8 protein-coding genes are annotated in these 11,972 nt (G+C 67.0%); 2 read left to right on the top strand and 6 right to left on the bottom strand.

Annotated elements, in window-relative coordinates:
• Positions 1–65 precede the first annotated feature (65 nt).
• Positions 66–1,073, top strand: a complete 1,008-nt coding sequence (locus AC3IRM_RS14965) for a LacI family DNA-binding transcriptional regulator (protein WP_489205943.1) — start codon at positions 66–68, stop codon at positions 1,071–1,073.
• 105 nt (positions 1,074–1,178) lie between these two features.
• On the opposite strand, the gene AC3IRM_RS14960 is transcribed toward AC3IRM_RS14965, so the two are convergent.
• From AC3IRM_RS14960 to AC3IRM_RS14935, 6 genes are all read right to left on the bottom strand, one after another.
• On the bottom strand, positions 1,179–2,687 hold the full coding sequence (locus AC3IRM_RS14960) for a tryptophan halogenase family protein (protein ID WP_489203877.1): 1,509 nt from the start codon (positions 2,685–2,687) through the stop codon (positions 1,179–1,181).
• Between the two features lie 10 nt (positions 2,688–2,697).
• Complete coding sequence (locus AC3IRM_RS14955; protein ID WP_489205942.1) at positions 2,698–3,717, bottom strand: cupin-like domain-containing protein; 1,020 nt, start codon at positions 3,715–3,717, stop codon at positions 2,698–2,700.
• On the bottom strand, positions 3,704–4,411 hold the full coding sequence (locus AC3IRM_RS14950) for a SapC family protein (protein ID WP_489203876.1): 708 nt from the start codon (positions 4,409–4,411) through the stop codon (positions 3,704–3,706). Before AC3IRM_RS14950 ends, AC3IRM_RS14955 begins: the two co-directional genes overlap by 14 nt.
• 8 nt (positions 4,412–4,419) lie before the next feature.
• The gene (locus tag AC3IRM_RS14945) at positions 4,420–5,973 is read right to left on the bottom strand and encodes a tryptophan halogenase family protein (protein ID WP_489203874.1); all 1,554 of its coding nucleotides are present in this window, start codon (positions 5,971–5,973) and stop codon (positions 4,420–4,422) included.
• A gap of 97 nt (positions 5,974–6,070) precedes the next feature.
• Positions 6,071–9,091 (bottom strand): TonB-dependent receptor, encoded by a 3,021-nt coding sequence (locus AC3IRM_RS14940; RefSeq protein WP_489203873.1) that lies wholly within the window; start codon positions 9,089–9,091, stop codon positions 6,071–6,073.
• A gap of 384 nt (positions 9,092–9,475) precedes the next feature.
• Positions 9,476–10,765 carry a sugar MFS transporter gene (locus AC3IRM_RS14935; RefSeq protein WP_489203872.1) on the bottom strand — a complete coding sequence of 430 codons (1,290 nt, stop codon included), beginning with the start codon at positions 10,763–10,765 and terminating at the stop codon, positions 9,476–9,478.
• A gap of 552 nt (positions 10,766–11,317) precedes the next feature.
• Here AC3IRM_RS14935 and AC3IRM_RS14930 point away from each other — a divergent pair.
• Positions 11,318–11,968 (top strand): TIGR00645 family protein, encoded by a 651-nt coding sequence (locus AC3IRM_RS14930; protein WP_489203871.1) that lies wholly within the window; start codon positions 11,318–11,320, stop codon positions 11,966–11,968.
• The last annotated feature ends 4 nt before the right edge of the window (positions 11,969–11,972 follow it).

The following is an 11,972-nucleotide window of genomic DNA, read 5'->3' as shown; positions in this document are numbered from 1 at the left end:
CAAGTCGTGCATTGTGGGCTCTGGCAGAATGCGCCACCGGGAACAGGATGGCCGGATTGAACACCATGCGTGTGCGGATCGAGGATGTGGCGGAAGCGGCGGGCGTGTCGATGAAGACCGTTTCGCGCGTACTCAACAACGAGCCGAACGTGTCGGAGCGCACACGCGTGGCCGTCGAGGCGGCAGTTGAGAAGCTGCAGTACCGCCCACTGGCATCGGCGCGGCTGCTCGCGGGGCGCCGCTCCTATCTCGTGGCGATGCTCTACGACAATCCGTCGAGCAACTACCTCATGGAAGTCGAGCTCGGTGTGCTCGACGCCTGCCAGTCGCAGCACTACAACCTGATGCTCGCACCGGTGGATTACACCGCCAAGGACATCGTCGCCAAGGTCGAGTCGATGATCGTGCAGTCGCAACTCGATGGTGTCGTGTTGACCCCGCCGATCACCGACGACGCAAAACTGATTGCGCGGCTGGACGAGATGGGCATTCCGTTCGCGAGCGTCTCGGCACAGGAACGCAACCGGCGTATCGGCACCGTGGTCGATGAGCGCAGCGCCGCGCGCGACGTCGTGTTGCATCTGGCCGGCCTCGGCCACCGCCGCATCGCCCACATCAAGGGCCATCCCGCGCATGGCGCCAGCGTCTGGCGTCTGGCCGGCTACCGCGACGGCCTCAAGCAGGCCGGGCTCGAATACGACGCGTCGCTTGTCGTCGCCGGCAAGTTCTTCTACGAGTCCGGCTTCGACGCGACCAACACCCTGCTCGATCTGCCCGATCCGCCCACCGCGGTCTTCGCCGCCAACGACGACATGGCGGCCGGCGCGATCTGCGCGATCTGCGAACGCGGCCTGTCGGTGCCGAAGGACGTGTCGGTCTGCGGGTTCGACGACATGCCGATCGCGCGCCACATCTATCCCTCGCTCACTACGGTCCGCCAGCCCAGCCGCGAGATGGGGCGGCTGGCCGGTCTCGAACTGCTCAAGGCGATCCGTGACCGCAGCGCGGGCGAGACGCTGGAATTGCCGTATGCGCTGCAGGTACGCAAGTCGACGGGACCGGCGCCGGGCTGAGCGCGGCAATCGACGGATGCCCTGCGTCGCTCCGGCTGCGGCCATTGAAACCGGGTCAACAAGGTTCCCGGCAGGTGTGGATTGCGATCGTGCGCGCCCGGAGGGTCAAGCGGGCGCGGCGGGCGCGTAGCTGCGCACGTATTCCATATGTGGCGGCAACTGGCGCAGCGTGCGGTCCACGTCCTGGCGGATGCCGTCGAGGAATCCCTTGAGTTCGGCATCGCCCATCAGGTCCGCGGACCGGTGGTATTCCCTAGGATAGATGCCCTGGCCCATCATCACCTGGATCCACGAGTTCTCCGCGAACAGCTCGGTGGGCACGTGGAACACCCGCCCGGTTTCGCGGAACAGGTCGATGCGGTGCCGCAGCGAATCGGGGATCGGCATCGCCTTGCAGTCACGCCAGTACGGCGTGTCCTGACGGTCGGTGACGTTGAAGTGCAGGATCACGAAGTCGCGCGCATGCTGCAGCTCATCGGCCATGCGCATGTTGTACTGGTCGATGTCCGGCTGGCACAGCGTGCGCGGGAAGGTCTGCATCAGGTGGATGATGCCGCGCTGGATCAGGTGGATCGTGGTGGATTCCAGCGGTTCGATGAAGCTCGCCGACAGGCCCAGCGCCACGCAGTTCTTCTCCCAGCAGCGCATGCGCTGGCCGGGGCGGAAGCGCACCGGGAACGGATCGCGCAGCGGCGCGCCGTCGATGCTCGACAGCAGCGTGTCGCGGGCCTGGTCGTCGTCCATGTAGCGGCTCGAATAGACGATGCCGTTGCCGACGCGATGCTGCAGCGGAATGCGCCACTGCCAGCCCGCGGGACCGGCGATGGAACGCGTGTAGGGCACCGCGTCTCTCACCGTTTCGGTGGGCACCGCGAAGGCGCGGTCGTTGAACAGCCAGTGCGACCAGTCGTCGAATCCGACGCCGAGCGTCTTCTCGATCAGCAGCGCACGAAAGCCCGTGCAGTCGATGAAGAAATCACCTTCGACGCGCGTGCCGTTCTCGAGTTGCAGGGCGGTGATGCAACCGGATTCCGGGTCGGTGGCCACCTCCGAGATCCTGCCCTCGACGCGGCGCGCGCCGTTGGCTTCGCTGAAACGCCGCAGGTAGCGCGCATACAGCGTCGCGTCGAGGTGGTAGGCGTAGTTGAGCTTGCGCTTGGGCAGATGGGCGAAGCGTCCGTCGAGGGCCGCTTTCAGTTCCAGACAGTAGTCGTCGTAGGCGCTGGCCAGGCCACGTTCGCGGCCGCGCATCCAGAAATGCTGGAAGCCGGCCGTCCAGTGGTCGGTGCCGGTCAGGCCGAAGGAGTGGAAGTAGTCCTGGCCGACGTCGCGCCAGCTCTCGAAGTTGATGCCGAGCTTGATCGTGGCCTGGGTCTGCGCCATGAACTCCTGCTCGCCGATGCCGAGCAGACGATGGAAGGTCATCAACGTCGGGATCGTCGCTTCACCGACACCGATGGTGCCGATCTCGTCCGATTCCACCAGCGTGATCTCGAGCACCTTGCCCAGCGTGCGCGACAGGGCGGCCGCGGCCATCCAGCCGGCGGTGCCGCCGCCGGCGATGACGACGCGGCGGATGGGCACTTGGCCCGGGTCGGAAGCTGCAACATGCATTGAAGTTCTCCTAGCGGTCGAGCCGCTTGCGCAGGCGTGCGCGGATGGCGCGCGCGCGCGCCTCGTCGAGCGGGGCCAATGCGCCGCGCGCCGGAGCCGGCACGTGGCCGGCGACGGTGTCCTCGTCGTAGTCGAAGACGTAGTGGCGGAACACGTCGTGCCAGATCGCGCGCTCGGCGTCCGGCAGGTCGCGGATGCTCACGATCGCGTGCATCAACGCGTCCATCGGCGTGGTCGCCCACGCGGGCGCCTGCCGCCACCAGTAGTTCACCAGCACGTTGAACGGCGTCTGCGCTTCCATGTGGTGCCACCACATGCTGGGAATGAACAGCGCGTCCCCTGCTTCGAGATCGGCGCACTGGGCCTGCGCCTGCGCCTGTTCGAAACGCGGAAAGCGCGCATGGTCGACGTCGGCAAAATCGACCAGGCTCACGGCCTGGCCGGCCGGGGTGACGTCGAGCGGGCCGATGTAGAGGTTCTCGAGCTGCTGCGGCGGGAACAACGTCGCGCGCCGCGTGCCCGCGACCACGCAGGCGAGGTTGTCGGGCAGATCCTGGTGCGCGGCGATCCGCGTGCGGTTGCCGATCCAGATGCTGGCCAGCGCATCTCGCCCGCCGAGCGGCAGATCGTTCTCGGCGCGGAAGCCCGGCAGCCAGGTGTCGATGGTGCTCGAGCCGATGTAGATCGCCGGCGGCGCGGGGTCGGGCGCGTACTTGAGCAGCGTCTTCAGCGCGACGCCCAGCGGGACGTTCTCGCGGCGGAAGTTGAAGCCCTGCAGGGTGTCGTCGTAGAAGAAGCGGCCGTCGATCTCCGGCGGGCCGACCGTCGCGACCACCGGCGGGCCATCCACGCGCTCGAAACGCTGCAGATACTGCGCGGCCGCGTCGGACGACGTCCGCGCCGCCTGCACCACAGGCCACTCGGACAGCAGCCCGCGCAGGACCAGCGGGGTCTCCGAGCGCAGCACGGCGTCCGGAATCGCGCGGGGGTCGATCCCCGACAGTTCCGGGATGCGCTTATCGACCTGCAGCGCCGGCACGGTTCACCCGCTCGATCAGGTCGCGGAATCGCACGACCGACGCCAGCATCATGTAGATGGCTTCCAGATGGCCGGCGCGGCCCAGCGCCGCGAACGCCTCGCCGTCGAGTTGGCGCAGGCGGTCCTCGTTGATCGTGTAGTAGCCCGACAGGCGGTTGTCGGACCCGTCGTCGAGCCGGATGTCGAGCACGAAGGGTTCGAGCAGGTCGTACCGCAGCAGCGCGGCCACGAACGGCGCGGTGCCCTGCAGGCCCTGGTGGATGGTGTTGAGCAGCGAGCTCGCATGCTCGACATACGCGCTCGTGCCGCCGTGTGGCAGGAACAGGGCCTCACCGTGCGTGGTGCCGACGCGCGGATGGTCGAGATCGATGTGCATCAGCATTTCGTCGGCGGACCGGCCGATCAGGAACGGCTGGCGTTCGACCGTCAGCGGAATATAGGTCGCGTCCCAGCGCTCGCCGTCGAGGAACAGGTTCTGCCGGTCGGTGAAGCCGAACAGCGCCAGCGGCTGGAACTCGCCGTCGGCCGATTTGCCGAACACGATCGGATAGTGCGCCTGCACGTTGCGGAACTCCGCGGGAAACGTGATCGCCCACATCACGTCGTCGCCGAGCGCCGCACTGCGGCGGGTGTCGACGCGCAGATCCCTGTGGTCGACGTTGTTGAGTTGCACGGTCCTGGACATCAGCTCGCCTAGACGGGGGACAGGCCCCGGGTGTGGATGTGGTCGATCAGTTCGCGGTGGCTGGGCAGCGCCGGAATCATCTTGCGCGCGAGATCGGCGGCCTCGCGGAATGCGGCTTCGGCGCGACCCGCATCGGATGCGCGCCGCGTGGTGGCGCGCGCGTCGGGCCGGAATCCCATGCCGTAGAGAATGTACTGCCAGCTGGCCGAGGGAAACACCTCGTCCACCCGCGGCAGGTCGTAGCGCGACGGCGACTGGTGCCGCCACAGCGCCAGCAGCTCGGCCAGTCGCGCCGGCATGGACGCGGCCTCGCGATGGTCGCGCCAGTACGCGCTGTCGTCGCGATGGGACAGCACGTAGTGCAGCTTGAGGAATTCGACCACGCGTTCCCAGCGATAGGCGAACGTGTCGTTGAAGCGCGTGGCCACGACGTCCATCGTCTCGCGCGTGGCCGGCAGCTGTTCGCTGAGCATCGTCGCAGCCAGTTCGACCAGCACCAGCGAGGACGCCTCCAGCGGCTCGACGAAGCCGCTCGACAGCCCGATCGCCACGCAATTGCGATGCCAGCTGCGCCGCCGGTAGCCGGGTTCGAACGACAATGACTGGCGGGCGATGATCTCGCAGTCCGCGCCGCCGGTCTCACGGATGTAGCGCTGCAGCGTGGCCTCGACGGCGTCGGCATCGGTGTGCGCGCTGGAATACACATGGCCCACACCGCGTCGCGCCGACAGACCGATGTCCCAGATCCAGCCGTTGGCCTGCGCGGTCGACACGGTCTGGCAGGCGATCGGCGTATCGGCATCCGGATAGCGCACCTGCAGCGCCAGCGCGCGGTCGTTGAACAGCACGTCGCCGCAGGGCGCCTTGTCGATGCCGTAATGCTGGCCGATCAGCAGCGCGCGCATGCCGGTGCAGTCGACGAACAGGTCGCCGTCGATCGCGCCATGCGCGCGGGTGCGTAGGGCGGCGATGTCGCCGTTGTCATGGACGTCGATGCCGTCGACATGGTCGGAGACCAGCCGGACACCGAGCCGTTCCGTGCAATGCGCGCGCAGGAACAGGCCGAGCTTCGCCGCGTCCAGGTGATACGCGTAGTTGGCGACCGCGGCGTACTCGGGCGTGCCGAACTGCTTGGGCGCGCGCCCGGCATCGCACAGCGGCGGCTGGAAGCTCACCAGCCGGTCGAAGGGGGTGTCACCGCGGCGCAGCCAGCCGGCGACGAGATCCGCGTCGTGATAGCCCTGCGGCAGCACGAACGGATGGTGGTAATGGTCGTCGGCCGTGTCGCGGGTCCAGCGCACGAACTTCGAGCCCTGCTTGAAGGTCGCATCGCAGGCCCGCACGAACTCAGTTTCCGACACGCCGATGCGGCGCAGCGTGTCGCGCATCGTCGGCCAGGTGCCTTCGCCGACGCCGATGGTCGGCACGTCCGGCGATTCGATCAGGGTCACGCGCAGGCCGGTAGGCGATGCGCCGTCGTGATCGGCGGCCAGCAACGCGGCGGTCAGCCAGCCGGCGGAACCGCCTCCGAGGATGACGACATGACGGACCGGACGACTCAACGCGACAGGCTCGCAGATGCGGCCCGCGCGTGGTCGCAGGCCCTGGAGGAGCGTGGCGCCGCGGCATGAAGCCGCGGCGCCCGGGTGATAACGCTGGTCAGAACGTGTACCTGACGCCGAACATGTAGCGCGGCCCCGTCTGGGTGCCGTACAGCAGCTGGCGTGCGTTGCGTCCGTGCGTGCGCTGGGTCTCGTCGGTCACGTTGATCGCCTCGGCCTGCACCGTGAGGTTGTCGGTGACCTTGTAACCCACGCTGACGTCGAGCTGGCCGTACTCCTCGACATACACCGGGTTGGGACGTTCGCTGTCGAAGCCGCTGGACAGGAACTTGTCGCGCCAGTTGTAGGCCGCACGCGCCTGCCAGGCGCCCTTGTCGTAGAACGCCACCAGATTGGCCGAATCGCTCAGACCCACAAGCGCGAACTGACCGCCGAGGTTGTAGTTGTCGTAGTTCAGATCGGGGCTGTCGACGTAGGTGTAGTTCGCCGCCAGACCGAAACCGCTGTCGCCGAACACGTGCTGCAGGTTGAGTTCCAGGCCATCGAGCTTCGACGAGCCGGTGTTGGCCGGCGTGGTGATCCGGAAGTCCGCGATCGGGTCACCCGGCTGGCCGGTGATCGTGCCGGTCGCGTTGCCGCCCGCATCGTTCGGGCCGCGGACCACACCGGGCTGGCCGTTGAAATTGGTGAAGATGTAATTGCGGATACAGGTCAGGTCGGTCGTCGGACACGCGTTGGCGACCGCCGCATTCCAGTACGCGCCCCCGATCGGCGTCGTCAGGTCGAACGGCGTCGCCTGGATGATCGTCGTGCCGATGTAGTTGTCGATGTTCTTCTGGAAGTAGCCGAACGACAGATAGCTCGCCTCGGCGTAATACCACTCGAGCGACAGGTCGAAGTTGTCGGCCTTGAGCGGCTCGAGGCCCGGATTGCCCTGCTGGCCGGTGCCGCCGTCGATGCGGACCGGTTCGTTGAGCGTCTGTCCGCCCTGGATGTCGCCCCAGCCCGGCCGGCCGATGGTGCGGCTGTAGCTGCTGCGCAGCACCAGGCTGTCGGTCAGCTCGGCGCTGAGGTCGATGCTGGGCAGCCAGTGCGCATAGTCGCCATAGAGGGTGGTGAAGTCTGACCCCTCGCGCTGGATGCCGATCTCGTTGTTGGATTCCCACAGCAGCGCGGTGGCCACCGGCACGAGCGCCGAGGAGGTGACGTCGGTCTTCTCGTAGCGCACGCCCGCCGCGGCATTCAATTGGATGCCGATATCCCAGGTCGAACTGATCTGGAAGTACGCGCTCTTCGACTTCTCGGTGACGCGGCGGTCGGTGTTGTAGGTCGCGGGCGCGAGATACAGCGACTCGTCGCCTGCGAACTGCGCCGCGAGATCGCGCACGGTCTTGAAGTCGAACATGTAGAAGCCGTCGGTGAACGCCGGGTTGCCGCTGCCGGCGAACGCGTCGAAGTAGTCGGCCATGTTGCCGGGGATCCAGATGTTGTCCGGATAGTCCTCGGCGCTGCCTTCCGCGCCGCCCCAGGTGTTGTCGCGCTGCACGTTGCCGTAGGCGGTGCGGTTGTTGGCTTCCGTCGCTGCCACGCCGAAGTCGAGGCGCGAGTAATCGCCGAACTTGAAGTGGCCGCGGGCCTGGACCTGCTCGATCTCGGACTTCATGTAGCTGCGGTGGAACACCGAGCCGGTGACCAGCATGTCGGACGCGCGCGGGCCGGTGTAACCCGGCGGATACTGCACGGTGAGGATCGGGAAATCGCCGCTGAAATCGGCCGTGGTGTTGCCGCGGATGAAGGCGGCCGTGCCGAGCGTGCCACCAGAGCCGTAGGGGCTGTCGGGGCTGGTTTCGGCGGTCGACTTGTGCACGTCGAGCTCGAACCCGAGGTTGTCCGTGGCTTCCCATTCCACGTTGAAGCCGATCGACTTGTTCTCGTTGCGGTTGGCGATGTCCGCGCCGCCCATGGCGAGATCCGCGCCGCGGCATACGCTGTCGGCGTCGCAGGTGAAGGGGAGGATCTCGGAGTAGATCAGCGGCGCGGCCACCGGGCCATCGGTCCACGACGAGCTCGACGGCCCGTAGTTGAACCAGACCGACATGTCGTTGCGCTGCTGCTGAATCTTGTTCTCGGAGTAGGTGTAGTCGAGCGTCGTCGTGATGGTGTCGGTCGGCGCCCACTGCAGCACGACCTGGCCGTTGGTGCGCTGACGCTGCACGCCGGTGACGGCGTAGTTGAGGTTCTGCGGCACCGAATACACGTCGTCCGGACCGGGCCGGTTGACGATGTTCTCCGAGCCGGGCGCGCCGGGCTGCGGGATCGCGCCCCAGTTTTCCTCGTCGCCGCGGAAGCCGCGCCAGCCGCCGGGCACCGACACCTGGTTGTAGCCCAGATCGCGTTCCTGGTAGCTGCCGGTCACCGCGATGCCGAAGCGGCCATCGGCGCTGGTGGTGCTGAAGATGCCGGAGACTTCCGGCGTGACCGAACTGCCCTTGAACTGGTCGGGCAGATTGTCGAGCGAGGTGTCGTAGACGCCCTTGAGGCCGACATTGGCGCGGAAGCCCGGATTGTCGAGCGGACGCGCGGTCTTGATGTTGATCGTGGCGCCGATGCCGCCGGTCGGTGTCTCGGCGCGGCCGCTCTTGTAGACCTCGACAGCCGAGATCGCTTCGGACGCGATGTTGGCAAAGTCGTACGCGCGCGAGTTGGAGACGGTGCTGCCGTCGCCGTTGCTCGATGCGGGCATCTGGCGGCCGTTGAGCAGCACCAGGTTGAAGTCGGGGCCGACGCCGCGCACGGTCACGCGCGAACCCTCGCCGATCGCACTGCGGTCGATCGAGACGCCGGAGATGCGCTGCAGCGACTCGGCCAGGTTGGTATCGGGGAACTTGCCGATGTCCTCGGCAATGATGCCGTCGACAATGCCGCGCGCATCGCGCTTGAGATTCATCGACGATTCGAGACTGCCGCGGATACCGGTCACGGTGACCGCGTCGAGCGTGGTGGCGTCGGGACTGTCGGTCGCCGGTTCTGCGACCTGCGCGGCCAGTGGCGGCGCGAGGACGAGCAGCAGCGCGGACGTGAGAAGCCGCTTCTTAGGCGCGGTGTGCAATCGCTTCATGGATCTCCCCTCCCAAGGATTCGCATGGAATCTAGTTGTGACCGTGCATCCAGGCGGATGCCGGCGGTTTGTCAGCGCGGATTGAATGTCAGGTTGACAGCGTTGTCAACGGAGAAGGGCATGGGATGCAAAAACGGATTGGTAATACAGAAAAACGTGCGGTTCGTGCTGCGGTGCAACAGTCGTCTGCGATGTGTGGATCGCGCCACGTCGCTGGCAGCAGGCCTGCGACTTGCCTGAGCCGCGAGACGGGACCGGCGCCGCCAACGCCGAAGCACATGCTGGCTTCCATATCGCAGTGCCGCACGCCGACATGACCCGACCGGCGGGGCATGCGACGGGCGCGGCGCGCCTCTGCGCGACGACGCCCGGGCATGTCCTGCTTCAGTGCATGGCGCGCGGAGGCGGTGCGGTTGCGCCCGCTGCGACCGCTGCGGCCCCAGTCAGCTGCGATCCCCGCAGCCCGTACCAGATGATGTAGACGTAGCAGACCAGCGGCACGACGAAAGCGTGCTGGATGCCGATGCGGTCGGCCAGTACACCTTGCGCAAGCGGAATCAGCGCGCCGCCGACGATCGCCATGACGAGCAGGCTCGAAGCCTTGCTGGTCAGCGTGCCCAGACGCTCGATCGCGGTGGTGAAGATGGTCGGGAACATGATCGAGTTGAACAGTCCGATCGCCAGCGCACTCCACATCGCGACCTGGCCGGTGGTGCTCATCGTCACGACCAGCAGCACGCAGACCATGCCGGCGGCGAACCCGAGCAGCTTGCGCGCGTCGATGAACGTCATCAGCGCCGCGCCGAGGAAACGGCCCACCATCGCCCCGCCCCAGTAGAACGCCAGGAACTGCGAAGCGCGCGCTTCGGTCAGTCCGCCGATCTCGGGCTCGGCCATGTAGTTGATCAGGAAGCTGCCGATCGCAACCTCCGCGCCCACGTAACAGAAGATGCCCAGCACGCCCCAGCGCAGGTGCGGCGTGCGCAGCGCTTCGAGATAGGTGTGGTGCACGGCCGGGCTGGCCTCGGTGGCGTCACGCAGGCTCGGGATGCGCATGAGCAGCACGAACACCGCCATCAGCAGCAGGCCGCCGGCGAGCAGCAGATACGGCATCTCGACCGACCGCGCCTCGGCGGCCCGGTAGGCGACCTGTTCCGCCGCGCCCATCGCCGCGATCTCGTCGGCGCCGAGGACCGCACCGACCAGGATCAGCGGACCGATCAGCAGCGGAAAGACCGTCGTGCCCAGCGAGTTCAGCGCCTGCGCGAGATTGAGTCGGCTGTGCGAGGTTTCCGGTCGGCCGAGCAGGCTGATGTACGGATTGGCGGCGACCTGCAGCAGTGTGATGCCGCTGGCGAGCACGAACAACGCGGTCAGAAACACCGGATACGAGGGCAGGCGTGCGGCCGGATAGAACAGCGCCGCGCCGATTGCCGCGATCACCAGACCGATGACGATGCCGGCCTTGTAGCCCACCCGTGCGACCACGGCGCCGGCGGGCATCGACATCAGGAAGTACGCGCCGAAGAACGTGAACTGGATCAGCATCGTCTGCGTGTAGTTCATCGAGAACACGGCTTTGAGATGCGGAATCAGCACGTCGTTGAGACTGGTCAGGCCGCCCCAGGTGAAGAAGATCAGGCTGACCACCGCGATGGCGGCGGGATTGGACATGGTGCGGGTCTGCGGATTCATGCGGCACTACCTCGAGCCCGGAAGGGCGATGGACACGGAAGCGCAGTCGTCCTGCATCGAGGCATGGCGACACGCGTGCGACGCGCGCGGGCGGGAACGCCAGGGCGCGTATGGATGAACTGCGGAGCGGGACAGCGAGTGGCCGAGCGCGCGCGCATCGCACTGGATGCGACATGCCGTTGCAGGCAGGGGCAGTGCCGGATCGGAGCGGTCGCTGGCCGCTCCATCAGGCGCGCGAAGCGCGTCGACGACATCCGCGATCCTCCCAAATCTCGGACGCGGACCCGGACGGGCCGCGGTTGCGTTGTACAGAGTGACTGACAACGCTGTCAATCGGGTCCGGGCGAATTGGGTTGCTTCGTGCGGCCGTGCGCTCAGAGTTCCGGCGCGCCGCGCCGCCGGAGACGCAGCGGCGATGCGCATCCTGTCTACCCCGTCGGTCCTCAGCCGTGCCGATCGCCAGACCCCGCGATTGGCAAAGGCACGGCCGGTCGCTACGCTCCGCGCACCTCCACCCGGCCCACGCCCGCCATGTCGATCCAGCCTGCCGCGCCGACGCGCATGAATCCGCTCACCTACGTCATCTTCGGGTCGCGCTGGCTGCAGCTCCCGCTGTATCTGGGCCTGATCGTCGCGCAGTGCGTCTACGTGTTCCTGTTCCTCAAGGAACTGACCCATCTGGTCACCGACGCCAACACCCTGACCGAGCAGGGGATCATGCTGCTGGTGCTGGGCCTGATCGACGTGGTGATGATCTCCAACCTGCTGGTCATGGTGATCGTCGGCGGCTACGAGACCTTCGTGTCGCGACTGGGCCTGCAGAACCACCCGGACCAGCCGGAATGGCTGAGCCACGTCAACGCGAGCGTGCTCAAGGTCAAGCTGGCGATGGCGATCATCGGCATCTCCTCGATCCATCTGCTCAAGACCTTCATCGCCGCCGGCGAGGTGGGCCTGCCGGTCTGCGGCTCGGCCGAGTTCATCACCGCCGCCACCGCGCACGCCCAAGCGCTCGCTGCCGGCCTGACACTGGCCGCGCCGGTCTGCACCAAGGTCACCCAGGCCGGTGTGATGTGGCAGACGATCATCCACGGTGGTTTCATCCTGTCGGCGATCGGCATCGCCTACACCGATCGGCTGATGACCAACAGCACCGCCAAGCGCGAGCACGTCACGCACTGAATCC

This window comes from Luteimonas sp. KH_071, from assembly GCF_057838005.1.
The sequence above is the reverse complement of the archived record's forward strand: the minus strand, read 5'-3'. Positions and strand labels throughout refer to the sequence as shown.

Coding starts and splice junctions, on each gene's coding strand:
- AC3IRM_RS14935 (WP_489203872.1), bottom strand. CDS start 10,765: ATGTCCAATCCCGCCGCCATCGCGGTGGTCAGCCTGATCTTCTTCACC.
- AC3IRM_RS14960 (WP_489203877.1), bottom strand. CDS start 2,687: ATGCATGTTGCAGCTTCCGACCCGGGCCAAGTGCCCATCCGCCGCGTC.
- AC3IRM_RS14950 (WP_489203876.1), bottom strand. CDS start 4,411: ATGTCCAGGACCGTGCAACTCAACAACGTCGACCACAGGGATCTGCGC.
- AC3IRM_RS14940 (WP_489203873.1), bottom strand. CDS start 9,091: ATGAAGCGATTGCACACCGCGCCTAAGAAGCGGCTTCTCACGTCCGCG.
- AC3IRM_RS14930 (WP_489203871.1), top strand. CDS start 11,318: ATGTCGATCCAGCCTGCCGCGCCGACGCGCATGAATCCGCTCACCTAC.
- AC3IRM_RS14965 (WP_489205943.1), top strand. CDS start 66: ATGCGTGTGCGGATCGAGGATGTGGCGGAAGCGGCGGGCGTGTCGATG.